Source organism: Halapricum salinum, from assembly GCF_004799665.1.
Taxonomy (GTDB): Archaea; Halobacteriota; Halobacteria; order Halobacteriales; family Haloarculaceae; genus Halapricum; species Halapricum salinum.
On record NZ_CP031310.1, the window covers coordinates 2,958,555 to 2,980,664 of the forward strand.

Here is a 22,110-nt window from a genome sequence, read left to right on the forward strand (position 1 = left end):
TGTTCGCCGCTGTTTTGCGTAGTATTGGATGAAATCAACAATACTATATTGGGCCGGTTCGTATGGATGCGTATGCGAGCAGTGTACGCGACCGACCTGTCTTCGGCCATCGACACGGCGATCGAGTCCCGGATCTGTCTGGAGTGTCTGGGCCGGTACGGGATCGACGAGATCGACCTCATCACCGTCACGAGCCCGAACGTCACGACCGGGATGCCCGGCAGCGACGTCGGGGAACGAACCCGCAAGGGACTAAATCGCCAGCGAGAGCACCTGGAGGCCGAGGGGTTCACCGTCAACACGCACGTCGTCCGGGGGACGCCTCACCGGCGGATCAACGGCCTGGCCGAGCAGGTGAACGCCGACCTGCTCATCGCCGGCTCGCGGGGACAGAGCCCGTTGAAACAGCGGTTCGTCGGCGGCACGATCAAGAACCTGGCGCGGACGGCAGTCAGACCCCTGCTGGTCCAGCGGATCGTCGACGGCGAGAACGGGCTGGAGGTCGCGAACCGTCACCTGTTTCAGCGGATGTTGTACGCGACGGACTTCTCGGAGAACGCCGAGCGCGCGTTCGAGCAGTTCCACCGGACGAAGAAAGCGACCCAGGAGGCGACGCTGTTGCACGTCCAGCCCCCGGAACGCCGGTCGAGCGGGGAGGTCGTCGAGGACGCCGAGCAGCGCCTCGAAGCACTCGCCGACCAGCTCCGCGAGATGGGCATCGAGACCGAGACGATCGTTCGCGACGGGGCGGCCGTCGACGAGATTCTGGCCACCGAACGCGAGGTCGACCCGACGTCGGTTCTCATCGGCGGGCGCGGCCGCAGTCGTCTCCGGCGGCTCCTGCTCGGGAGCACCTCGGAGGACGTGATCGCGCGGGCCGAGAGTAACGTCTTGCTGGTGCCGCCGGCCCGCGTGCGGTAACTGATTGGGGTCATAGTGATTACTGTCGGTCTGTTCCACATCGACCGCCCGGAGTCGGGTGGTCGTAATGGGAACTCGCTACAGTAATTACTATCAGCCCGACGCCCTCGGATCTGTTGTGTCTTTCGACCGTCCCGATACTGTTACTCCGGACCGAAGGAGGACGTCCTTGTCTGGCTCGGCTTCTGAGAGGCTACTGATTGAGACCACAAGCCGCGAAAGCCCTCCCCTCGCTGGCGGTCGCTCTGCCGGATAGAGCCGGTCAGAGCGACTATATAAACGCCAGCGAGTCTCGCCCTTTCATAGTGATTACTGTAGGTCTGTTCCGCATTGACCGCACGAAGGCGTGCGGTCATAGCGGTAAATCGCTACAGTAATCACTATCAGTCCCCCAGGAACCGCGACCACAACCGCACCAGCAGACCTGCCCTTCCCCGAGTTCCTGCGGCTGCGCCGCAGGGTACGGGAGACGGGGTCTCCCGGCACACTCGGTCGCGGCAGATGCCGCGACATTCGCTCCCTCGGGAAGACGGTCCCGCTCGCTTCGCTCCCGGGCGCCGGCGCCGCGGGCGCCGGCTGCCAGCGGGACCTTCGGTCCCGCCCTGCTCACGAGAACGGCCACGGCGGGGCGGTCAGGAAGCGCTGCTTCCGCTGGTCACGATTCCTAACGAGCGTGATAAAAGCGTTCGAGAGGAGTCGAGGATAGCGTTCCTCTGGCTGTCGGTTGTGACGGTTCACACACAGCTCGAACACTCGCGAACGAGATCGCGACCGGCTGACTCAGCTCGGCACGTCCAGCGAACGACGAGCCCGAAAACAGGGCGACGACAGCGATCACTATCAGTCGGCCGGCGTGGCTCTCGTCGACGACTCCGAGCGAAGTTCCCGGATCGAACTGACGACGACGGCCCCGCTGACCAGCGTCGCCGCACCGAGGATGATCACCAGACTCACGATGTCCAGCACCGGCATCTCGAGGATGCCACCGACCTCTCGGACGGCGACCGCGACCGCGCCGAGCAACAGCATTACGCCGAAGTAGACCTTGATGTCGTCCTCGTCGACGATGCTCGTCGCCGCCGCGCCCAGGCGTGCGCCGAAGGCAGAGCCGGCCAGCAGCGGGATCACGATTCCGAGGTTGACCGCGCCGTCCATCGCGTAGAGGAAGCTCCCGATTCCGCCCGAGAAGACAATCTCGAACAGGTCGGTCCCCACCGCGACGGGGACGGGAACGCCCACCAGATAGAACAGCGCGGGCATGCGGATGAACCCGCCGCCGACGCCCAGCAGTCCCGACAGCAGGCCGGTGGCGAACGCCACCAGAAGGATCATCCACAGCGACACCTTGATGCCCCCGCGCAGGGACATCATCGGCGGGATATCGTACGACTGGATCGTCTTGGCGATCTCGGGGATGTCGTCGGCGTCGACGTCCTCGTCGACGTCGTGGCTGATCCCGCCGCCGTCGTCGCCCATCGCGCGGTAGGTGACGAACATACCGATCCCGCCCAGCAGGGCGACGTACGTGACGCTGACGAACGTGTTTGCGACGCCCAGGTCCTGCATCCAGTGGAGGCCGATCCGTCCCACCTCGATTCCCGCGGTGGTCCCGGCGATCATCAACACGCCGAGCTTGTAGTCGACCTGCCCCAGGTCACGGTGTTTCAGCGTCGCGATCACCGACGTTCCGAAGACGAACGCCAGGCCCGAGGCGACAGCAACGTCGGTCTTGTAGCCCATCACGATGAGCGCGGGCGTGACGAGGAAGGAGCCACCCATCCCGAAGAAACCGAACAGGAGGCCGATCAGCACGCCGAAGCCCACGAACAATCCGAGCATGCTCACGGCGACGCCCAGAAACTCCACGGTCAGTCACCCCGCAACATGCGGGCGATGCGTGGCCCCAGGAGTTTCTCGAGAGCGCCGTAACCGACGTACAGCACCAGCGCCTCAACCAGGACGATCCCGATCAACACTGCGGCCCCCGTCGGGCCGGTCAGCGATTCAACACCGAACATCGTCGTCCACCTCTGCAAGTCTTGTACACATCATGGGTTTCTGCTCGAATGGTCGTATCCGGCGACGGGTAATAACGGTTTTGGAAGTACCGCACAATACTATATCTCCCTACCCCACACATGGATATACATAAGTTATGGATATCGTATCGATATACGGGCGCCCGTTGATGTACATTTCCCCCACAGTCAGGGGTGTTTTTATTGATTCGAAGCTCTCCCGGATGGCCCAACCTGACGTAAGAAGGTGTGTAGTCTGGAACGGAATTGTGACTTTCATACAAAACTCTTTTACCATTCCCCCCAGTACGAGGTGATGAGTACCGATGAATCCAGACGATTTCCCCACCCCGGACGAACCGGTCGACGAAATCACCCCGGACGCGCTTCGCGATCAGATCGAGGCTGGCGAAGACGTGACCATCCTCGACGCCCGCGCGAGCGGGGACTTCGAGGAATGGCACATCGACGGCGAGACCGTCGAGATCGAGAACGTGCCCTACTTCCACTTCCTGGACGACGACCTCGACGCGGACGTGCTCGCGGACGTTCCCGAGGGCGACCCGCTGGTCGTCCTGTGTGCGAAAGGCGGTGCCAGCGAGTACGTCGCGGGCACACTCGCCGAAGAGGGCCGTGACGTCGTCCACCTCGAGGAGGGCATGAACGGCTGGGCGAGCATCTACGACGCCGTCGAGGTCGAGCGCTACGACGGCCCCGGCACCGTGCTGCAGTACCAGCGCCCCTCCAGCGGCTGTCTCGGCTACCTCGTCTACGACGACGAGGAGGCCGCCGTGATCGACCCGCTGCAGGCCTTTACCGACCGCTACCTCGACGACGCCGAAGAACGTGGCGTCGAGCTGACCTACGCCTTCGACACGCACATCCACGCCGACCACGTCAGCGGCGTTCGCGCGCTCGACGAGGAAGGCGTCACCGGCGTCATCCCCGAGGAAGCAGTCGACCGCGGGGTCACCTACGCCGAGGAGATGGAGACCGCTGCCGACGGCGACACCTTCGCGGTCGGCGACGTGGAAATCGAGACCGTCTACACGCCCGGGCACACCTCCGGGATGACCTCCTACCTGGTCGGCGACAGTCTCCTGACGACCGGCGACGGGCTGTTCGTCGAGAGCGTCGCCCGCCCCGATCTCGAAGAAGGTGACGACGGCGCGCCCGACGCGGCCCGCCAGCTCTACGAGACCCTCCAGGAGCGCGTCCTGGACCTGGACGACGATGTGCTCGTCGGCGGCGCACACTTCAGCGACGCCGCCGAAGCCGCCGAAGACGGCACCTACACGGCGCCGATCGGCGACCTCCGCGAGGAGATGGACCCACTGGAGTACGACCGCGAGGAGTTCGTCGAGACCGTGCTGGCGGACATGCCCCCGCGCCCGGCCAACTACGAGCAGATCATCGCGACCAACCTCGGCCAGCGCGACACCGACGAAGACGAAGCTTTCACCCTGGAACTGGGCCCGAACAACTGCGCGGCCAGTTCCGAGTCGATGACCAGCGACTGATCGGCATCTGCACTGTCTTTTCATTCTCTCATGGACGCTGCTACACTCGGAGTGTTCTTGCTCGCCGGCGGCGCGAGCCTGTTCATGGCGTGGGTCATCGGCGCCGGCTCCAGCGGCGCGACCCCCTTCGCGCCCGCGGTCGGGGCCAACGCCATCTCGACGATGCAGGCCGCCTTCGTCGTCGGCATCCTCGGCTTCCTCGGGGCCGTCCTCCAGGGCGGCAGCGTCACCGAAGCCGTCGGGTCGGGACTGATCCGTGGGACTGCGCTCACCCCCACGGCCGTGATCCTCGCACTTCTCACGGCAGCGGGCCTGATGGCCGTCGGCATCGCTACCGGCTACCCGATCGCGACCGCCTTCACCGTCACCGGCGCGATCGTCGGCGCCGGCCTCGCGCTTGGCGGCCTCCCGGCCTGGGAAAAGTACGCCGAGATCGGCGCGATGTGGACGCTCGCGCCGCTGGTCAACGCCGGTCTGGCCTACGGCCTGGCCAGCGTCCTCCCCCGCGAGGACGTCCCCGAGTCCCGGTCGGTCCCGGTGCTCGCGGCCCTCACCGGCGGGGCGGTCACGCTGATCCAGTTCGCCATGCTCGCGCCCGGCGACGCCAGCCGCTCGGTGGCCGAGACCGTCGCCAGTGTCGGGCCCGTCGGCGGTGTCACCGGCCGTGCGGCGGTAGTCCTGGTCGTCGCGGTCGCCTCGGCACTGCTCGTCCGGCGGGCGATCCGCACCGACGAGGAACGCGGTCTCCGGCGGTTCCTCCTCGTGCTGGGGTCGCTCGTGGCGTTCTCGGCGGGTGGGAGCCAGGTCGGGCTGGCCGTCGGGCCGCTCGTGCCGCTGCTCGCCGACGTCGACGTCTCGCTGCTGGCGGTGCTGACCGGCGGCGCAGTCGGGATGCTCGTCGGCTCCTGGACTGGCGCGCCCCGCATGATCAAGTCCCTCTCCCAGGACTACGCGTCACTGGGGCCGCGACGGTCGATCTCGGCACTGTTGCCCACGTTTCTGTTCGCCCAGGTCGCGGTCGCGCTCGGGACGCCCATCTCGTTCAACCAGGCGATCGTCACGGCGATCATCGGCAGCGGCGCGGCCGTCGCTGGCGGCGATGGGATCAGTCGCGCAAAGATCGGCCGGACGATCGGCGCGTGGGCCGGCTCGTTCGCGCTGGCGTTCGTGATCGGCTTCGGCGTCCTCACCTTCGTCTGAGGTCCCAGTCGGTCATTAAAATCAGGATTTGAGTCTCGAACAGGCCTATAATACTGCCTCGTGTACGGACGAGTGTCGACGAGAGTCGACGTGGTCCCATGGACGCTGACGCCGACACCGACAAAGACGTCGCAGACAGTATCGCCGCCCAACGGTCCCGCCAGCGCCGCGCTGCCGAACCCGAACGCGAACGCGAAGCGTAGTTCGGTGTGTGGTGGGGCAGACGACCATTCGGTCCGGGTCTGGACCGTCCGTTTCCTTCGCTGAGCGATCATTTCGCCGCCGAGGCTACCCCTCTCGCCGAGCGAGCGTTCCGCCACCGAGGCCCTGCCACTCGACCCGGAAGTCGAGACGTGCGAGCACCGCGCTCGCGTCGTCGATCCCGCGGTCGTCGAGGAGCGCTTCGGCGTCCGACAGCGCCATCCCCGACTCGATCTCGCCTGCCAGTTCCTCCAGCACCGCGGGCCGGACGAGCGTCCGTCCGACGCGCTCGTGGTCGGGGAAGGACTTGTCCTCGATCGCGTCCTCGCTGACGCCGTGGGCAGCCGCGACGGCCGCGATGGTCGTCACATCTCCGTCCGGGGCTAATTCTTCGGGCAGGTCGGCCGCGCTCGCGGCCACGAGCGTATCCTCGTAGCGCCTGAGCGCGTCCCGGACGTCTTTCATTCTGACCGTCCCCGAGTAGGGAATTGCTCGATGGCCCCGTGCCTCGATCTCCGCGTCCGCAGCCCCGGATTCGCTCAGTACGTCGACGTCGTCTGCCTCGCCGACGCCGAGCGTCTCGTCTACTGCGACGAGCATCTCGACATCCTCCAGGTCGGCCAGCCTGTCGAGTTTCTTCGCGACGTACGCCGGCGTCCAGAAGCCCATGATCTCGAAATAGACACGAAAATCGGCGTGCTCGTAGTCGAACGCGAAGTCGGGGATGACGACGTGTGCCCCCGAGGCGAGAGGGTCAGGCTCGCGAACGAGTTCCCAGTCGAGACCCAGCGACTCGAACCGGGTGGCGAAGTCGGCCTCGACACCGCTGTCGAAGGTCACCTCGGTCACTGGCTCGTGGTCGGGGACCGAGACGTCTTCGTCGGTGAGCAGCAGGCGGCGCTCGGTCCCGTCGTCGTCGATGGTCGCTTCGAGCCGCCACGTTGCGGTCTTCGCGACGCTTCGCAGGAGGCGTGCAAAGCCCGTCCCGTACCGGCGCGTCCGCCGGAACAGCGTCGTCGGCCCCGTGACGACGACCTCACGGTTCGCGATCGCTCCCTCACTCGTCTCCGTCCGTTCGATCTCGTACATGAGTCGCAGTCGTTTGACCGCCGAGATCACTGCTTTTGGATCGTCGCTGCGGATCCGAACCTCGGTCGCGTCGAACAGGGCGGTCTGGGCAAGCGAGAGATCGTACTGCCGACAGAGGGACTCCGGATCGTAGCGCGTCGAGACGTCTGTCAGGATCTGCCGATCTTCGAGGTCGGCGTACAGCGACGTTTCGACGGCCGTGGAGTCAGTCGCGAGCCGATCAGCTGCTTGCGAGAGTGCGCGCTCGCGGTCTGTCTCGCTCACGACACCGACCTCCTCTGCGGCCTCGAAGGCGGCGCGGCGGGCGCGCTCCGGGGGCAGTGGTGATCGCGTCTCGACGGTCGCCTCCCGATCGAGGAGTTTCGCGAATCCGCGCACGAGCTTGAAGTCGGGCGCGTCACGTTCGAGATCGGTCAGCGCCGACTCAAGATCCGCGCGGGACTCGCCGACGTGACCCTGATAGGTTCCGATGACCTGTGCGGTCAGTTCGCGGTGGGCCTCGCCGACGAACTGCGGGTGGTAGCCACCACCAGCTCTGGAGACGCGAAGCAGGTCCTTCGTCAGCACACGAGAGGATGTGCCTGCCGGCCGCTTAAACCGCCCGGTGGGGGTTCGACACCGCCACCAGAGACAGAAGTTCGTCCAGCAGGCCCTGTGAAGTATTACTAATATTGAAGTAATACTGTCGCGTACACTTACCTATGAGCGAGTCAGAAGACGGGCGGACCGTCACCGTCACGAGCAAGGGACAGGCGACGATCCCCAAGGAGTTTCGAGACAAACTCCACATCGACACGCCGGGTCGCGTCCGATTCGTCGAAACAGCGGCCGGGGAGATCGTGATCCGGCCGGTCGAGCGCCCGTCTGAACTCCGTGGCGCGCTGGCATCTGACGAGGATGACACAGACAGCGAGAAGTCGGCCACGGAACTGCTCCGCGAGGAGCGAGAACGAGACGAGATCGGCCACGAGCACGGTCCCTCGGAGCAGACGGAATGACGGTCGTCTTCGACGCCGAGCCGCTGCTGGCGTTCTCGTTCGACGAACCGGGGGCTAGCGACGTAGAACGCTGGCTCGATCTGGTGTACGACGGGGATCGGGACGGCTACATCGCCACGATCAACCTCGCAGAGTTTCGGTACGTCGCGGCCCGGTTGACGTCCATCGAACGGGCCGACGCTCACATCGACGCGCTCCGAGATATCGGCGTCACCACCTACGATGTCGACGGACTCTGGAGACAAGCCTCGGATCTGAAGACTACCTACAGCCCGGCGCTCGGGGACGCATACGCCCTCGCCGCTGCCAGAGACCTCGACGAGGACAGGCAAGGTGTGACGCTACTCGTCGGTGCAGACGACGACTACGACGTCCTCGAAACTGACGCTGGATTCGACCACCTCATCGAACGCTTCCGAACCGAGCCAGGCTGAAGGGCACCTTCACCGCCGCCGGCGCGCGACCCGTTCTTCGGCCGTCTCCTCGGTGACGACCTCGTACAGCAGGGCTCGTGAGCCGTCGTCGGTCGGTCGCAAGATGCGACCGAGCCGCTGGGTGAACTCCCGTTCGCTGCCGCTTCCGGAGAGGACGATCGCCACGTTCGCGTCCGGGACGTCGACGCCCTCGTCGAGGACGTTCGCGGTCACGATACGCGAATAGCTTCCGTTTCGAAAGGCCCGGAGAATCTCTTTGCGCTCGGCCGCGCCCGTCTCGTGAGTGATCGCCGGCAACAGGAAGCGCTCGGAGAGGCGATAGACGAGGTCGGTGAAGGCGGTGAAGACGATGATCCGGTCGGCGGCGTGACGATCTAGCAGGTCGGCCAGGACCTCGACCTTTCGGTCGGCGTTCATCATCACCTCACGGGCTCGCTGTTTGGCCAGCAGCGCCTCTCTGGCTGCGGGATCGGTCCCCGAGCGCATGACGAGCTTGCGGTAGTCAGCGCCGCTCCGTAGCTGGAGGTTCGACCGGGCGAGATAGTCCGTAAATGTTCCCTGAAACTCCTCGTAGCGCTCGCGCTCGTCGGGGGTCAACGCCACCTCGATCCGTTTGATGTCGTAGTCGGCCAGGTGCTCGCCGGCCAGCTCCTCGGGGTCGATCTGGACGACGCGGGGGCCGACGAGGTCGGTGATCGTCTCGTGTGCGCCGTCCGGCCGTTCGAACGTCGCCGTCAGCCCCATCCGAGCGGGGGCGGCGAGAAGGCGCGCGATCTCCTGGTAGCCCTCACCGCCGAGATGGTGGACCTCGTCGAAGACCACGAATCCGAATCGATCCCCGAGTTCGTCGGCCCGGAGATACGCTGAATCGTAGGTCGCGACGGTCAGCGCCTCGACGCGCTGGGTGCCGCCGCCGAGCTGGCCGATGGGAACGTCGAACTCCCGCTGAAGCTCCTCGCGCCACTGCTCGAGCAGATCGATCGTGGGCACGACGACCAGCGTCGGCACGCCCAGCTGGGCGATGGCGGCGATGGCGATCACCGTCTTGCCGCTCCCCGTGGGTAGTTCGAGGACGCCGCGGTCGCCGGCCGCGCGCCAGGAATCGAGCGCGCCCTGCTGGTACTCGCGGAGTTCGTACGCGGTTTCGAGATCCAGCGTCGTTCCGTAGTGAACCTCGTCAGTGTAGGCGATACCGGCGTCGTCGAGTGCGGCCAGTAGCTCGGCGTACTGGAACGCAGGGGCACGTCCCGTCTGACTCCGGGGATCGCTTTCGACGTATGGGAGGTCGGGAACATCGCCGTCGATTCGGATCGTCCCCTCCTCGAAGCGTAGCCGCGTCGGCATCACTCGTGGTTGGCGGATCGGCGGGAAAACACTGCCGGCTGCCAGCGGCCAGCCAAACGGTAAGAGAGTGGGGACCGAACACGGTGGCATGGACCTCCAGGACGTCTTCGGCTCGCTTCCGGACCCCCAGTCGTACTCGCTCCCCGACTACTCACTGCCGAAGGGCGAGCCGGTCCTGCCCATCGCGCTCACCGCCGAGGAACTGGAGACCCTGCTGGCGCTGTACGACCAGTTCGCGAGCGTCGATCCGACCGGCATCGAGTCCAATCCGTTTCTCCAGGCCACCGTCGAGTCGTTCCAGCAGGTGTTCGGGTCGGCTGCCGCGCGGCCGGATCAGCAACTGCTGGACGACGTCGGCGACATGCTCAACGACTTCGCGTCCGATCTCGGCGGCTCCGAACTTGGCGTCGTCGACGCGACGCCGGCCCACCACCGGACGCTCTATCTGTTCTTGACGACGTGCAAGGGCTACCACCTCGCGCCGCACATCACGTTCTCGCCACCGCCGGCGGCCGTCGAGACGCTCTACGAGGTGTTCCAGCGCGTCGTCGACCAGGAGGTCTATCTCAAGCGACCACAGAGCGTCCTGGAATGAAGCGGCCGGCAGTACGAGACGTGGGTCGGCTGCCTCGACCGTCCCCACTGGTTTTTACGCGGGCGTTCCTCGATTCGAGTATGGAGACGCGTCCACTCGGCACGACGGGACAGGAGAGCACGATCTGTACGTTCGGTGCGATTGCACTCAACTGGCTCGAACAGGAGGGAGCCGATCAGTTGGTCGAACTGGTCCTCGATCACGGCGTCAATCACTTCGACGTGGCGCCCGCGTACGGGGACGCCGAACGCAAACTCGCCCCGAAACTCGGGCAGCACCGCGAGGAGATCTTTCTCGGCTGCAAGACCATGGAACGGGACTACGAGGGCGCTCGCGAGAAACTCGAACGCTCGCTCGACAGGCTCGACGTCGAGACGATCGATCTCTACCAGGTCCACGGGCTGGAGTACGAGCACGAACTCGACGAGATCACCGGGCCCGACGGTGCTCTCGCCGCGTTCCGCGACGCACAGGAGGAGGGCCTGATCGACCACATCGGGCTGACCAGCCACGGCGAGCCCGACCTGATCCTCGACGCGATCGACCGGATCGACGATCTGGAGAGTCTCATGTTCCCGATGAACCCGGTCGTCGCCGGGGCGGGCGAGGACGAGGTGGGCTACGACGACGTTCTGGAACGCGCCCAGGCCGAGGACATCGGCACACTCGGTATCAAGGCGTTCGCGAAGGGGCCGTGGCCCGGGACCGACGAACTCCCCGAGGAGGACCGTCCGTACGCGAACTGGTATCAGCCCGTCGACACGCAGGCCGAGATCGACGAACGGTTCGCGTTCGCGGCGTCACGCGGTCTGACAAGCGTCGTCTCGCTCGGCGATCCGAAACTGGTCCGGATGGTCCTCGACGCCGCCCAGCGATTCGAACCGCTGTCCGACGCCGAACAGCGGGCACAGATCGAACGATCACGCCACGAGGAGAGTCCTGTCCCGACGCAGCTGCACCACTGATGAGCGTCCCCGAAACCGTCCGAACCGCGCTCTCCGATCAGCCTGTCGAGGGCCGCGTCTGCCTCGAAGCCGGTGCTGGCGTCGGGAACGCGACTGCCGCCCTCGGTGAGGCCGGTGCAGCGGCCGTCTACGCGATCACCGACGATCGTTCTCACGCCCGGACGGTCCGTGACCGCGTCTCGCACGAGGGCGTCGACGTCCTCCGGGCCGACCTCCGTGCGATCCCGCTTCCGAGCGACGCCGTCGACTTCGTCACCGCGCACGCGCTGTTCAACGTCGTCCCACCGCCCGACGCCGACCCTATCGTGTCGGCACTCTCGCGCGTCGCCAGCCCCGGCGCGAAGCTGGTGGTCGACGACTATACGCCGATCCCCGACGCCGAGATTCGGGAGTTGTTCGCTCTCGAGAACGCCGCGGCCGAGCTGGCGACCGGTCGGCCGGCACTCGCGTTCTATCCGGCGTCACATCTCAGTGCCCTGTTCGAGGACCGCGGGTGGACGTTCGAGCGCCGGCGATCACTGCTGGACCCGGTTCCCTGGACCGCATCGCACGTCGAGGCACATCTCGACGTCACGCGTGAGTACGCAGACGCACTCCCGGACGCGGTCGCTCGCCCGCTCGTCGATCGTGCCGAGCGACTGGCGGCTGACATCGAAACCGATCAGGCCGGCGAAATGTACAGTCTCGCCTTCACGCGGGACTAGGGCGCGCCGACGAGCACGAACGTACTCTCGACGCCGCGATTCTGGATCTGGCGCTGACTCTCGGGATCGATTCGCAAGGCGTCGCCCTCGTTCATCGAGACCTCCTCGCCGTCGACGACGACAGTCGCGCGACCCTCGACCAGCAGGTACACCTCCTCGTGCTCGTTCTCGGCGTGGTCGTGGGGCTTGCCTTCCCAGTGCGGCTCGCACTCGACGATAGTGAGTCCCAGCTGCTCGCACCCCAGCGGGTCCCGCAGGAAGTGCATCGCGTCTGCGACCGGTTCGACGTCCTCGTAATTGATTTTCGTGTACGCCATGTCGCGACGTTCGGCGGCGTCACTGAAAGAGGTTCGTGGCGCGTCGGGTCGGGGGTGGCAGAAACGGTTTCACGACAGGGATTCACGTGGGCCTATGCAGGTCCGGATCGACGCGCAGGCTACCCGGGAAGAGGCCGAGGCGATCGCCACCGTGCTGGCCGAGGAACACGGCGTCTCCGTCGAGGTTTTCGTGGGCGAGAGCGACGAACCGCTGGTCAGCCGTGACGCGCCGGCAGAGACCGAACCGACCGGGGCGACCGACCGAGTCGACGAAGGCCAGACTGGAGGCCCGACCGAGCGCGAACGACGGCTCCGCGAACAGATCGCAGACATCGACGAGGGCGGCCCCGAAAAGTACCGCCAACGCCTCTCCGAGCAGGGGAAACTGTTCGTTCGCGACCGCCTCGATCTGTGGTTCGGCGAGGACGGCTTCGTCTTCGAGGACGGAAAGTTCGCTAACTTCGACGCGTGGCACCCTGACGGCGACGATCCTCAAGAAGATCAGCGTCTGCCCGCCGACGGCCTGCTCACGGGCGCGGCCGACTTCGAGGACCGACTCGTGCACGTCATGGCCAACGATTTCACCGTGAAAGCGGGCTCGATGGCCGAGAAAGGCGTCGAAAAGTTCCTCCGGATGCAACAGCGCGCGCTCAAAACAGGGCGGCCAGTGCTGTACCTGATGGATTCGTCGGGTGGGCGGATCGACCAGCAGACCGGCTTCTTCGCCAATCGCGAGGGGATCGGCAAGTACTACTACAACCACTCGATGCTCTCGGGTCGGGTCCCCCAGATCTGCGTGCTCTACGGGCCCTGTATCGCTGGTGCAGCCTACACTCCCGTCTTCGCGGATTTCACCGTCATGGTCGAGGGGATGTCGGCGATGGCCATCGCATCCCCGCGGATGGTCGAGATGGTGACGGGTGAGGAGATCGACTTACAGGAACTCGGTGGTCCCGAGATCCACGCCAGACACTCGGGATCGGCGGATCTGATCGCCACGGACGAAGAACACGCCCGCGAACTCGTGGCCGACCTGCTGACGTATCTGCCCGACAACTGTGATGAGGAGCCGCCCCAAACGGCAGGGGCAGCACCGGCGAAATCACCCGGGGGGATCGACTCGATCGTGCCCCAGGAACCGAACAAGGGCTACGACATGACCGAGATCATCGAGCGCGTCGTCGATTCGGAGTCGTGGTTCGAACTCCGCCCGCAGTACGGTCCCGAGATCCTGACTGGGTTCGCGAGAATCGACGGCCGTCCCGTGGGAGTCGTCGCGAACCAGCCGAGCCAGCGCGCCGGTGCGATCTTCCCCGACGCCGCCGAAAAGGCCGCGGAGTTCGTCTGGACCTGTGACGCCTATGGGATCCCGCTGCTGTATCTCTGTGACACCCCCGGGTTCATGGCCGGCTCGCAGGTCGAGAAAGAGGGGATCCTGGAGCAGGGCAAGAAGATGATCTACGCGACCTCGGCGGCGACGGTCCCCAAACAGTGCGTCGTCGTGCGGAAGGCCTACGGTGCGGGGATCTACGCCATGTCGGGGCCCGCCTACGATCCCGAGTCGACGATCGCGCTCCCCTCTGGCGAGATCGCGATCATGGGCCCGGAAGCGGCGATCAACGCCGTCTACGCCAACAAACTCGACGCGATCGACGATCCCGACGAGCGCGAACAGCGCGAGGCCGAACTCCGCGAGGCCTACCGCGAGGACATCGACGTCCACCGGATGGCCAGCGAGGTCGTCATCGACGAGATCGTCCCGCCGAGCGACCTCCGGGACGAACTCGACGCACGGTTCGAGTTCTACGAGACCGTCGAGAAAGATCGACCGGAGAAGAAACACGGGACGGTACTGTGATCGAGTCGCTGGCCCCAAACTGACCAGATAGTCAGCCTTTTCGAAAAGTGTATCCGGGAGAGCGAGGGAGAGAGGGACGTGAGCGAGGGGACCTCACTCGCCGAGGCGAGTCGGGAACACCGCATCCTGATCTGGAAGTTCTACCTCTACCGCGCGACGCTCTCTGAAGGGTTCATCTATCCGATCATCACCCTGTATCTGCTCTCGCGCGGCCTCTCCGAAGGCGGCGTCGGACTGGTCAACGGACTCTTCTTCGCGGGCGTCGTCGCCGCGGAGATTCCGACGGGCTACGTCGGCGACAAGATCGGCCGTCGGAACAGCCTGATCGTCAGCACCCTCCTGATGTCGATCTCGATGTTTGCCTTCACCGTCACGGGATCACTCCTGGGGTTCGCGGCCGTGTTCGTCTTCTGGGGCGTCGCGCTGACCTTCCGATCGGGGTCTGGCTCGGCGTACCTCTACGACATGCTCGACGAACGACTGGACACCGACGAGTACACCACGATCACCGGCCGCGGCGGTGCGGCCTTTCTCGTCACTTCCGCTGTCACGTCGATTCTGGGTGGGTATCTCTACACGATCGACCGTCGGATCCCCTTCGTCGCGGCCGGCCTGATCACCGGCTCGGGCGCGCTCGTCCTGCTCTCGATGCCCCAGACCGAACAGTACGCAGCGGGCGAGGGTGGCGAGGCCTTCTCCGCGCGGGACGCCTGGCACACTGTCAGAGCGAAGTTTCTCGCACCCGAACTCCGCCTGTTCATCGTCTACACCGCCCTGTTGCTTTCGATCCCGGAACTCGCAGATCTGTACATCCAGCCGATCGTCGTCGACGCGGGCGTGCCCGAGGCGTGGCTCGGCTATCTCTACGCGGCGTTCATGCTGCTGACGGCCCTGGCGTCGTACAACATCGACCGCGTCCGGGACGCGGTCGGAATCGGCGGCTGGTTCGCGGTCGCGCCCATCCTGCTGGCTGCGGTACTGGCGGGGATGCTCGTCGAGCCCTGGCTCGCCATCCCCGGATTCGTCGGCATGCGGATCGTCAAGAGCCTCTCGTATGCCTTCCGCGGGCAGTACCTCAACGACCACCTGCCGTCGCTCGGACGGGCGACCGTCCTCTCGACGGCGTCGATGATCTACGGGGTCTCCTTCGTCGTCTTCCGCGTCGGCGGCGGCGCAGTCGCCGACACCGTCGGTCCGGAACTGGCGATCGTGGCATTGGCTGTCGTTGTGGCCACCCTTTCGGTGCTGCTCCAGGTCGTCGGCACGCCTGTCAGACCGTCCGATTGAGCGAGTGTCGGGCCGATGGCATTATTGGCACTGAGAATGGGGTGCCAACGGTTTACTACGATTGCCCGTTATGTGGGTCAGAATGAGTACTGATGTCGGCTCGGGATCGACTACCGAGCGCCGGTTTCTGTCTCCGTCGCCGTCGGGGAGTGCGCGGCTGTGGTCCGGGATGGCGCGCCTCTCGAAAGCGATCAAGTATCTGGTGCCATCTGCGTTGCAATCGACGTTGAACAGGCAACTGTGGGTGTTCGCCGGGACGGCCGTGCTGGTTCCCGTAGTGATCGCAGCCTACGAGGGCGCGTGGCTGACTGTCACCGCTCTCTTCGTGATCACGTTCGGGATCGGCGCCGGTATCTACGGCGAGATGTACGTCATCATCGAGACCCTGCAGGCGGCGGTGCAGGCGATCAAGAACGAACAGTATCACTTCGAGATCGAAGAACAGCGCGACGACGGCATCGACGACGTCTACCGCGGGTTCGAGACGACGGCCGCGACGCTCGCCGAGCGGATCGCCGAGGCCGAAGACGCGACCGCCACTGCAGAGACCGAAAAAGAGCGTGCCGAAGAGGCGCGTGAATCAGCCGAGGCTGCTCGGAGAGACGCCGAACGGACGTCTTCGCGGCTCAAAGAGCAGGCGCGGGCGTACAGCACTGTCATGGCGGCAGTCGCAGCAGGCGACCTCACGCGGCGGCTGGACGAAGACGCCGACAACGAAGCGATGGCCGAGATCGCCACGTCGTTCAACGAGATGCTCGACTCGCTGGAGGGGACGGTCGTCGACGTCACGGAATTCTCCGAAGACGTTGCGAGTGTCAGCGAGGACGCGGCGACCAGTGGTCAGGAGATCGCCCGCGTGAGCGACGACGTCAGCGACTCGATGGAGCGTATCGCCTCGGGCGTCGACGACCAGCGAGACCGACTGGGCGACGCGTCGGCCCAGACGAACGATCTCTCGGCGACGATCGAAGCCGTCGCCGCCTCCGCCGCCGACGTCGCCGAGACGACCCGAGAGGTGACCGACACCGCACGCTCGGCCCGAGCCGATTCGGAGACAGCCGTCGCAGAGATCGAGTCGATACGATCGCAAGCCAGTAGCGCCGCCGCGGAAGTCGCGGCCCTCGACGACCGGATCGAGGAGGTCGACGACGTCGTCGACCTGATCGACGGAATCGCAGAACAGACGAACACGCTCGCGCTGAACGCCTCGATCGAGGCTGCGCGGGCCGGCGAGGCTGGCGACGGGTTCGCGGTCGTCGCCGAGGAAGTCAAAGGCCTCGCCGAGGAGACTCAGGAGGCGACACGGGAAGTCGAGCGTCTCATCGATGAGATGCGCGAGCAGGCGGAGTCGGCCGTCGACGGCATGGTCGAGATGGAGTCCAGCGTCGAAACCGGGGCGGCGACGATCGAAGACGCGATGGGGGCCATCGAGAACGTCGTCGAACAGATCGAAGACGTCAATGCTGGCATCCAGGAGATCGACCAGGCCACCGACAGCCAGGCTCGCACGACCGAAGAGGTCGACCAACTGATCGGAGAGATCGCAGAGATCAGCGACGAGACGGCCTCCGAAGCCCAGTCGGTGTCTGCCTCGGCCGAGGAGCAGACGGCCGCGATATCCGAGATGACCGACACAGTGAGCGAACTCGCCGAGGAGGCGACACAGCTCCAGTCGATGCTCGACGAACTGGCGACGACGAGCACCGCGGCCGGCGGTACCGGGGCCAACAGTGTGCGTGCGAACGACTGAGCAGCCTATTCGTCCCGGCAGCCGACCAGTTGGGATAACAATATATTTGTGCCCACAGTAGTGACACTCTGTACCAACAGTTCGCCAGTTCGGACAGTCCGGGGAGACTGTCGATGGTGGCTGTGGGGGTGTCCATGTCAACCCAGAAGTCGACAGCCGTCGACCAGGGGTATCGAGCGAAAAGCACGGGAAAGGATCGGTTCGTCGGCCGCCTCGCCTCCGTCGAGCCGTATCTGTGGGTCGGACTGGTCGCGGTCCTGCTGGCCGATGTCGTCTCGACGTACGCGGGACTGCAGGCGGGCATGACCGAAGGGAACCCGGCGATGCGAATCGCGATCGAGACGGCCGGGATCGCCGCCCTGGTCGCGGTGAAGCTGGTGGTGCTCGGGTTCGGCGCGGGCGTCCGTACGCTACTCGACGAGCGCGGCGCGGTCGTGCCGTTGGGACTGGCGATTCCGTGGTTCGTCGCCGCCGCGAGCAACGCGACACACCTTCTGTAGGGTCCCTTTTCGGTAGCTATTCAGGTCGTCGTTGGGCCAGCACCGTCCGGTCGAACGAACAGACCAGCGTGTCATCCTGATCGAACACTTCGACGTGCATGGTGACGACGCCGCGCTCGCCGTCACTGGTTTCGCGTTTGGACTCGACCGTGGTCTCGGCGCGGATCGTGTCGCCGTGGAACACTGGATTGGGGTGCTCGACGTCGTCGTAGGAGAGGTTCGCGACGATGGTCCCGTCGGTCGTGTCGGGGATCGTCAGGCCGACCGCGAGACTCATCGTGTAGAGCCCGTTGACGACGCGCTCGCCGAACTGCGTCTCGGCGGCGAACTCGCCGTCGAGGTGCAGGGGCTGCTGGTTCATCGTCAGATCACAGAAGCGCTGGTTGTCGCTCTCGCTGATGGTCCGGCGCTTGTCGTGGACGATGGTCTCGCCCTCCTCGAAGTCCTCGTAGAACTTCCCGGGCATACTGGCCCGTCGTCGCCGATCCTCAAATGGTTATCCCGGCTCGTGGGCCGCCAGCCTCAGGGCTCGACGAACACCGACTGACCCGCGCGGACGCGCTCGCCGCGCTCGACCAGCAGCTCATCGCGCTCGATCTCGGGCGGGAAGAGGACGTCGACACGACTCCCGAAGGAGATGTGGCCGATCCGCTCGCCCCGGTCGACGGTGTCGCCGGTCTCGACGTAGGGATGGATCCGTCGGGCGAACGCCCCCGCGATCAGCGTCACTCGATAGTCGGGAAAGTCGACGTGGACGCGTTCGTTTCGGTCGGAGTCTTTCGAGAACGCCGGCTTGTGCGCGCCCGGCGTGTGCGTCACGTCTTCGATGGGTCCCGCGGTAGGTGCGCGATTGACGTGGACGTTGTGGACGTTCATGAATACGCCCACGCGGAGGCGGCCGTCTTCCTCGCGAATCACCGAGACTTTGCCGTCCGCGGGCGAGACGTACCCCGACTCGGGTACGTCCCGGTCGGGGTTACGATGGAAGACGAGGACGGCGATCCCGGCCAGTGCTGCGCCCGCGCCAAGGGAGGGGTCGAGCCACAGCAGCGGCCCGGCGAGCAGCAACAGGGGCAGGGCGTACCACCACGTCCCGGGTGCGAACCAGCGCGACATACTCGGAGTCGGGTGCGAGAGGTGCATAAGGGATTCGACCCGCGTTGCAGGGCCGGCGCTCTAGCGCGGAGCAAGACCACACCTTTTTGCGCGCCTGGGGTGCACAGTAGGGTGATGGGCGAGTGGAGCGACGTCTGCGTGTTGATCCCGACGTACAACGAAGCCGCGGCCATCGGCCAGGTTCTCGACGGATTCGAAGCACAGGGATTCGAGCACGTCCTGGTCATGGACGGCGGCTCCGACGACGGCACGCAGGAGATCGCTCGCGACCACGGCGCAGACGTCCGCGAACAGACCGGTTCGGGCAAGGGCCAGGCGATCCGAGAAGCAGTTCAGCTGATCGACCAGCCCTACGTGCTGATGCTCGACGGCGACGCCACCTACCGCCCGGACGAGGCGCCGGCCATGCTCGAACCGCTGCTCGACGGCGAGGCTGAACACGTCATCGGCAATCGCTTCGCCGACATGGAGTCGGGGGCGATGAGCCGGCTCAACAGGGTCGGTAATCGGCTGATAAACCGGGCGTTCCGGGTCGTCCACGGCCGGGATTTCGTCGACATTCTCAGCGGCTACCGGGCGTTCACGATCGAGTCGGCACGGCGGTTCGCGCTGACGGCCGACGGCTTCGGTATCGAGACGGAGATGGCCGTCGAGTGTGTCAAACACAACGTCACGACCGAGGTCGTCCCGATCACCTACGAGTGTCGGCCCGAGGAGGCCGAGACGAATCTGAGTCCGTTCCGGGACGGAGCAGTCATCCTGATGACGCTGTACCGGATGGCCAAGACAAACAATCCGCTGTTTTACTTCGGGAGCGTCGGGATCGTGAGTACACTCGTCGGGATCATGCTGGGTGGATACGTCGCTGTCGAGTGGTTTACACGTGGCATCTCTCACGAGGTGATCGCCATCGTCTCCGCGCTCGGGATCATCTTCGGCGTCCAGTTGTTGATCTTCGGCGTCCTCTCGGACATGATCGTCACGCTCCACCGCGAGCAGTTACACTACATCGAACGGCTGAGCGCGGAGAACCAGCCGAACGACGCCGGCCGACCGGGTGATTCCGGTCGTCGCGAGCCCTCTTCAGAAGGGGACGAGCGCTCGTAACTGCCCGAGAATACTATTGCTCGTCGACTGCCGACGTTTCTCGAAGACCGGGTAGAGATCGTTTTTCAGTGCCTGGGCGGACTCGAAGCGGTCGGTGTCGACCTCCGCGACCGCGTCGGCGAGACGAATACTGTTGCCCGAGGCATCGTACGGGACCGACTGGTCGCCGATCGCCTGGACGACGGTCTCACGGTCCGCCGGAAACGAGACTGACGCGTCCGCGAGCACGTCGTCGAGGACCGCAATACCGAACTCGATCGCATCCGGGTCGGAAGTGTCGCTGCTAGGTGGCCTGACTCCCATCGCCTGAACCCAGGGAAGACTGGCAGGAAAAACCTACGCTCGATCGAGCGCCCACTCGTCGCCCCACTCCCCCAGCGCGTCGAAGACCGGGCACAGTGACTCGCCTTTCTCTGTCAGGCGATAGTAACTCGCGACCGGCGCGTCCTCTTCCAACCGGCGGTCGACGAACCCCATCTCCTGAAGGTCGTCGAGCACGCGCGAGAGAGTTCGTGCGCTCGCGTCGGTCTCTCGCTTGAGTTCGTTGAACCGGCGCTCGCCGTCTTGCAGTTCGTGCAAGACGACCAGCCGCCACTGCGACCCGATCTGGTCGATCGTCTTCACAACCGAGCACGGCCCGGGTTTGTCCTCGTCTGTCGTGTGAGTGAGTTCCGATGACATCGGCGTTACCTGGTGGCTTCTATGTCCGGGAATCGATAAATAGGTTCGCATTCGAACTAGGTAACGTAATGAAAGCAACTATCGCGGTGCAACCAGTCGAGGTATCGAACGAGAATCAGCGGCTGCTCGGAGGTGCCCAGTAATGGTCCTCGAATCGGCCGGTGTCGCCGAAGCGTTCCTGTTTGCTCGCCTGCTGTTCGGGGGCGTCCTGGCGTTTCTGGGACTCAACCATCTGTTGAACGCCGAGCAGATGGTCGGATACAGTCAGGCCAAGGGGATTCCGGCAGCCGGCGTTCTCGTGCCGGCCAGCGGCCTGCTGCTGATCGGTGGCGGGCTCGGCGTCGCTGCCGGGGTCTTTCCCGTGGTAGCCGCGGGTGCGATCGCGGGCTTTCTCGTGATCGCCACGGTGACGATGCACGACTTCTGGGCCGTCCCAGAAGACCAGAAGCAGGACGAGATGACGCACTTCCTGAAGAACACCGCGCTAGTGGGCGGGACGCTGGTGCTGGTGGCTCTGGGCACCGCAGAGTGGCCCTACGCCGTCGGCGTCGGCTTGTTCTAGGCAGTCTCTCGCTGTCGACTATCGCGACCGGGTCGTGACTTCACAGCCGTCTTCGGTCACGATGACGGTGTGCTCTTTCTGACTCACGAGACAGCCGTCCTCCTCTTTGAGGACGGGATACCCGTGCACGATCCCCTGGCGTTTGAGGCGACGTAGCGCCATCTTCGGCCGGGAGACGTCCAGCCAGCGCGTCGCGAAGGGCAGCGTCTTGAAGTCGTCGACGATCTGTTCGAGGGCCTGGCGAGCCGAGCGATCCCTGACCGAGCCCTCGCTGTCGAGTGCGAAGATCTCTTCGTCCTGGCCCTCGCTGACCTTGCCGCCGCCGTCGGTCGCGAACGGCTCGATCGCCACCACGTCACCGACTTCGAGCGCCGAGCTCTGTGAGACTTCGCGGTTGGGGATGTTCGGTGTCGTGTGCTGCTCCCAGTGGCCCAGGCCGTGGCCGGTCAGATTGACGACGGGGTTGAAGCCGTAGCCATCGATGACCTCCTCGATGGCCGCGCCGATCTCGCCCGTCTCGACGCCGGGCTCGACCGTCTCGATCGCGGCGTCCAGCGCTTCGGCGGAGGCCGCAGCGAGTTCGTCGTGTCCCGAGAGGTCGACCGTCACGGCCGTGTCCGCGAGCCAGCCGTCGACGTGGACGCCGATGTCGAGGTTGACCATGTCCTCGCCGAAAGTCGAGTCGTCGTCGATACTGGGGGTCGCGTGGGCAGCCTCCTCGTCGATCGAGATGTTGACTGGGAACGCGGGCTCGCCGCCGAGTTCGCGGATGCGGTCTTCGGCCCATTCGGCGACTTCCAGGTGGGAGACACCGACTTCGACTTTCTCGGCGGCCTCGTCGCGGACCGCCGCGAGGATCTCGCCGGCTTCACGGCACTTCTCGTACTGCTCGCTCGTCAGGTCGACGTCGCTCATGTAGCCGACTTCGACCGCCGCTCCCGAA

24 protein-coding genes are annotated in these 22,110 nt (G+C 65.3%); 14 read left to right on the forward strand and 10 right to left on the reverse strand.

Translation table 11 applies throughout. The annotated features are described in order from the left end of the window. The first annotated feature begins 72 nt into the window (after window positions 1-72). On the forward strand, window positions 73-921 hold the full coding sequence (locus DV733_RS14520) for a universal stress protein (protein ID WP_049992705.1): 849 nt from the start codon (window positions 73-75) through the stop codon (window positions 919-921). 840 nt (window positions 922-1,761) lie between these two features. Here DV733_RS14520 and DV733_RS14525 read toward each other — a convergent pair. Further along, the gene (locus DV733_RS14525; protein ID WP_049994260.1) at window positions 1,762-2,760 is read right to left on the reverse strand and encodes a sulfite exporter TauE/SafE family protein; all 999 of its coding nucleotides are present in this window, start codon (window positions 2,758-2,760) and stop codon (window positions 1,762-1,764) included. Window positions 2,761-2,789: 29 nt separating this feature from the next. Further along, a complete protein-coding gene (locus DV733_RS17400) occupies window positions 2,790-2,939 on the reverse strand; it encodes a DUF7512 family protein (protein WP_170178711.1) in 150 nt (49 codons plus the stop codon). A gap of 326 nt (window positions 2,940-3,265) precedes the next feature. Between DV733_RS17400 and DV733_RS14530 the strand changes: the two genes are divergently transcribed. Then, the gene (locus DV733_RS14530; RefSeq protein ID WP_049992706.1) at window positions 3,266-4,459 is read left to right on the forward strand and encodes an MBL fold metallo-hydrolase; all 1,194 of its coding nucleotides are present in this window, start codon (window positions 3,266-3,268) and stop codon (window positions 4,457-4,459) included. A gap of 30 nt (window positions 4,460-4,489) precedes the next feature. After that, entirely contained in the window at window positions 4,490-5,659 is a 1,170-nt protein-coding gene (locus tag DV733_RS14535) for an inorganic phosphate transporter (RefSeq protein ID WP_049992707.1), read from the forward strand. A gap of 288 nt (window positions 5,660-5,947) precedes the next feature. On the opposite strand, the gene DV733_RS14540 is transcribed toward DV733_RS14535, so the two are convergent. After that, entirely contained in the window at window positions 5,948-7,516 is a 1,569-nt protein-coding gene (locus DV733_RS14540) for a DUF790 family protein (RefSeq protein WP_049992708.1), read from the reverse strand. 134 nt (window positions 7,517-7,650) lie between these two features. On the opposite strand from DV733_RS14540, the gene DV733_RS14545 reads away from it, so the two are divergent. Further along, window positions 7,651-7,947 carry an AbrB/MazE/SpoVT family DNA-binding domain-containing protein gene (locus DV733_RS14545; protein ID WP_049992709.1) on the forward strand — a complete coding sequence of 99 codons (297 nt, stop codon included), beginning with the start codon at window positions 7,651-7,653 and terminating at the stop codon, window positions 7,945-7,947. Then, a complete protein-coding gene (locus DV733_RS14550; RefSeq protein ID WP_049992710.1) occupies window positions 7,944-8,381 on the forward strand; it encodes a PIN domain-containing protein in 438 nt (145 codons plus the stop codon). Before DV733_RS14545 ends, DV733_RS14550 begins: the two co-directional genes overlap by 4 nt. Window positions 8,382-8,390: 9 nt before the next feature. Here DV733_RS14550 and DV733_RS14555 read toward each other — a convergent pair whose 3' ends face one another. Beyond that, window positions 8,391-9,725, reverse strand: coding sequence for a DEAD/DEAH box helicase family protein (locus DV733_RS14555; RefSeq protein ID WP_049992711.1), 1,335 nt, complete (start codon window positions 9,723-9,725; stop codon window positions 8,391-8,393). Window positions 9,726-9,813: 88 nt separating this feature from the next. Here DV733_RS14555 and DV733_RS14560 point away from each other — a divergent pair, with 88 nt between their 5' ends. The 3 genes from DV733_RS14560 to DV733_RS14570 all read left to right on the forward strand — a co-directional run bounded on the left by DV733_RS14560 (window position 9,814) and on the right by DV733_RS14570 (window position 11,989). Beyond that, window positions 9,814-10,320, forward strand: coding sequence for a hypothetical protein (locus DV733_RS14560; RefSeq protein ID WP_049992712.1), 507 nt, complete (start codon window positions 9,814-9,816; stop codon window positions 10,318-10,320). 80 nt (window positions 10,321-10,400) lie between these two features. Continuing rightward, window positions 10,401-11,285 carry an aldo/keto reductase gene (locus tag DV733_RS14565; protein WP_049992713.1) on the forward strand — a complete coding sequence of 295 codons (885 nt, stop codon included), beginning with the start codon at window positions 10,401-10,403 and terminating at the stop codon, window positions 11,283-11,285. Next, window positions 11,285-11,989, forward strand: coding sequence for a class I SAM-dependent methyltransferase (locus DV733_RS14570; protein WP_049992714.1), 705 nt, complete (start codon window positions 11,285-11,287; stop codon window positions 11,987-11,989). The genes DV733_RS14565 and DV733_RS14570 overlap by 1 nt, the downstream gene beginning before the upstream one ends. Here the strand turns inward: DV733_RS14570 and DV733_RS14575 are convergent. Further along, entirely contained in the window at window positions 11,986-12,306 is a 321-nt protein-coding gene (locus tag DV733_RS14575; protein WP_049992715.1) for a cupin domain-containing protein, read from the reverse strand. The genes DV733_RS14570 and DV733_RS14575 overlap by 4 nt on opposite strands. A gap of 94 nt (window positions 12,307-12,400) precedes the next feature. Here DV733_RS14575 and DV733_RS14580 point away from each other — a divergent pair, with 94 nt between their 5' ends. From DV733_RS14580 to DV733_RS14595, 4 genes are all read left to right on the forward strand, one after another. Next, complete coding sequence (locus DV733_RS14580; RefSeq protein ID WP_049992716.1) at window positions 12,401-14,164, forward strand: acyl-CoA carboxylase subunit beta; 1,764 nt, start codon at window positions 12,401-12,403, stop codon at window positions 14,162-14,164. A 78-nt stretch (window positions 14,165-14,242) separates the two neighbouring features. Then, complete coding sequence (locus DV733_RS14585) at window positions 14,243-15,451, forward strand: MFS transporter (protein WP_049992717.1); 1,209 nt, start codon at window positions 14,243-14,245, stop codon at window positions 15,449-15,451. Window positions 15,452-15,533: 82 nt separating this feature from the next. Then, the gene (locus tag DV733_RS14590; RefSeq protein WP_161569360.1) at window positions 15,534-17,201 is read left to right on the forward strand and encodes a methyl-accepting chemotaxis protein; all 1,668 of its coding nucleotides are present in this window, start codon (window positions 15,534-15,536) and stop codon (window positions 17,199-17,201) included. Window positions 17,202-17,335: 134 nt separating this feature from the next. Continuing rightward, window positions 17,336-17,701: a DUF5658 family protein gene (locus tag DV733_RS14595; RefSeq protein WP_237560467.1), complete on the forward strand. Its 366-nt coding sequence runs from the start codon at window positions 17,336-17,338 to the stop codon at window positions 17,699-17,701. A gap of 16 nt (window positions 17,702-17,717) precedes the next feature. Here DV733_RS14595 and DV733_RS14600 read toward each other — a convergent pair whose 3' ends face one another. Further along, a complete protein-coding gene (locus DV733_RS14600) occupies window positions 17,718-18,167 on the reverse strand; it encodes a MaoC family dehydratase (RefSeq protein ID WP_049992719.1) in 450 nt (149 codons plus the stop codon). Between the two features lie 56 nt (window positions 18,168-18,223). Beyond that, window positions 18,224-18,817 carry a protein sorting system archaetidylserine decarboxylase gene (locus DV733_RS14605; RefSeq protein WP_049992720.1) on the reverse strand — a complete coding sequence of 198 codons (594 nt, stop codon included), beginning with the start codon at window positions 18,815-18,817 and terminating at the stop codon, window positions 18,224-18,226. A 114-nt stretch (window positions 18,818-18,931) separates the two neighbouring features. Here DV733_RS14605 and aglJ point away from each other — a divergent pair, with 114 nt between their 5' ends. Next, complete coding sequence (gene aglJ / locus DV733_RS14610; RefSeq protein WP_049992721.1) at window positions 18,932-19,924, forward strand: S-layer glycoprotein N-glycosyltransferase AglJ; 993 nt, start codon at window positions 18,932-18,934, stop codon at window positions 19,922-19,924. On the opposite strand, the gene DV733_RS14615 is transcribed toward aglJ, so the two are convergent. Next, on the reverse strand, window positions 19,901-20,227 hold the full coding sequence (locus tag DV733_RS14615) for a DUF5789 family protein (RefSeq protein WP_049992722.1): 327 nt from the start codon (window positions 20,225-20,227) through the stop codon (window positions 19,901-19,903). The genes aglJ and DV733_RS14615 overlap by 24 nt on opposite strands. A gap of 33 nt (window positions 20,228-20,260) precedes the next feature. Then, the gene (locus DV733_RS14620; protein ID WP_049992723.1) at window positions 20,261-20,605 is read right to left on the reverse strand and encodes a winged helix-turn-helix transcriptional regulator; all 345 of its coding nucleotides are present in this window, start codon (window positions 20,603-20,605) and stop codon (window positions 20,261-20,263) included. A 142-nt stretch (window positions 20,606-20,747) separates the two neighbouring features. On the opposite strand from DV733_RS14620, the gene DV733_RS14625 reads away from it, so the two are divergent. Continuing rightward, on the forward strand, window positions 20,748-21,167 hold the full coding sequence (locus DV733_RS14625) for a DoxX family protein (RefSeq protein ID WP_049992724.1): 420 nt from the start codon (window positions 20,748-20,750) through the stop codon (window positions 21,165-21,167). Between the two features lie 18 nt (window positions 21,168-21,185). Here the strand turns inward: DV733_RS14625 and map are convergent, their stop codons facing one another. After that, the gene (gene map / locus DV733_RS14630; RefSeq protein ID WP_049992725.1) at window positions 21,186-22,082 is read right to left on the reverse strand and encodes a type II methionyl aminopeptidase; all 897 of its coding nucleotides are present in this window, start codon (window positions 22,080-22,082) and stop codon (window positions 21,186-21,188) included. Between the last annotated feature and the right edge of the window lie 28 nt (window positions 22,083-22,110).

Excerpts from the sequence above, each read along its gene's own strand:
- DV733_RS14520 (WP_049992705.1), top strand. The coding sequence starts at position 73 with ATGCGAGCAGTGTACGCGACCGACCTGTCTTCGGCCATCGACACGGCG.
- DV733_RS14525 (WP_049994260.1), bottom strand. The coding sequence starts at position 2,760 with ATGCTCGGATTGTTCGTGGGCTTCGGCGTGCTGATCGGCCTCCTGTTC.
- DV733_RS17400 (WP_170178711.1), bottom strand. The coding sequence starts at position 2,939 with ATGTTCGGTGTTGAATCGCTGACCGGCCCGACGGGGGCCGCAGTGTTG.
- DV733_RS14530 (WP_049992706.1), top strand. The coding sequence starts at position 3,266 with ATGAATCCAGACGATTTCCCCACCCCGGACGAACCGGTCGACGAAATC.
- DV733_RS14535 (WP_049992707.1), top strand. The coding sequence starts at position 4,490 with ATGGACGCTGCTACACTCGGAGTGTTCTTGCTCGCCGGCGGCGCGAGC.
- DV733_RS14545 (WP_049992709.1), top strand. The coding sequence starts at position 7,651 with ATGAGCGAGTCAGAAGACGGGCGGACCGTCACCGTCACGAGCAAGGGA.
- DV733_RS14550 (WP_049992710.1), top strand. The coding sequence starts at position 7,944 with ATGACGGTCGTCTTCGACGCCGAGCCGCTGCTGGCGTTCTCGTTCGAC.
- DV733_RS14555 (WP_049992711.1), bottom strand. The coding sequence starts at position 9,725 with ATGCCGACGCGGCTACGCTTCGAGGAGGGGACGATCCGAATCGACGGC.
- DV733_RS14560 (WP_049992712.1), top strand. The coding sequence starts at position 9,814 with ATGGACCTCCAGGACGTCTTCGGCTCGCTTCCGGACCCCCAGTCGTAC.
- DV733_RS14565 (WP_049992713.1), top strand. The coding sequence starts at position 10,401 with ATGGAGACGCGTCCACTCGGCACGACGGGACAGGAGAGCACGATCTGT.
- DV733_RS14570 (WP_049992714.1), top strand. The coding sequence starts at position 11,285 with ATGAGCGTCCCCGAAACCGTCCGAACCGCGCTCTCCGATCAGCCTGTC.
- DV733_RS14575 (WP_049992715.1), bottom strand. The coding sequence starts at position 12,306 with ATGGCGTACACGAAAATCAATTACGAGGACGTCGAACCGGTCGCAGAC.
- DV733_RS14580 (WP_049992716.1), top strand. The coding sequence starts at position 12,401 with ATGCAGGTCCGGATCGACGCGCAGGCTACCCGGGAAGAGGCCGAGGCG.
- DV733_RS14590 (WP_161569360.1), top strand. The coding sequence starts at position 15,534 with ATGAGTACTGATGTCGGCTCGGGATCGACTACCGAGCGCCGGTTTCTG.
- DV733_RS14595 (WP_237560467.1), top strand. The coding sequence starts at position 17,336 with ATGTCAACCCAGAAGTCGACAGCCGTCGACCAGGGGTATCGAGCGAAA.
- DV733_RS14600 (WP_049992719.1), bottom strand. The coding sequence starts at position 18,167 with ATGCCCGGGAAGTTCTACGAGGACTTCGAGGAGGGCGAGACCATCGTC.
- DV733_RS14605 (WP_049992720.1), bottom strand. The coding sequence starts at position 18,817 with ATGTCGCGCTGGTTCGCACCCGGGACGTGGTGGTACGCCCTGCCCCTG.
- aglJ (WP_049992721.1), top strand. The coding sequence starts at position 18,932 with ATGGGCGAGTGGAGCGACGTCTGCGTGTTGATCCCGACGTACAACGAA.
- DV733_RS14615 (WP_049992722.1), bottom strand. The coding sequence starts at position 20,227 with ATGGGAGTCAGGCCACCTAGCAGCGACACTTCCGACCCGGATGCGATC.
- DV733_RS14620 (WP_049992723.1), bottom strand. The coding sequence starts at position 20,605 with ATGTCATCGGAACTCACTCACACGACAGACGAGGACAAACCCGGGCCG.
- DV733_RS14625 (WP_049992724.1), top strand. The coding sequence starts at position 20,748 with ATGGTCCTCGAATCGGCCGGTGTCGCCGAAGCGTTCCTGTTTGCTCGC.
- map (WP_049992725.1), bottom strand. The coding sequence starts at position 22,082 with ATGAGCGACGTCGACCTGACGAGCGAGCAGTACGAGAAGTGCCGTGAA.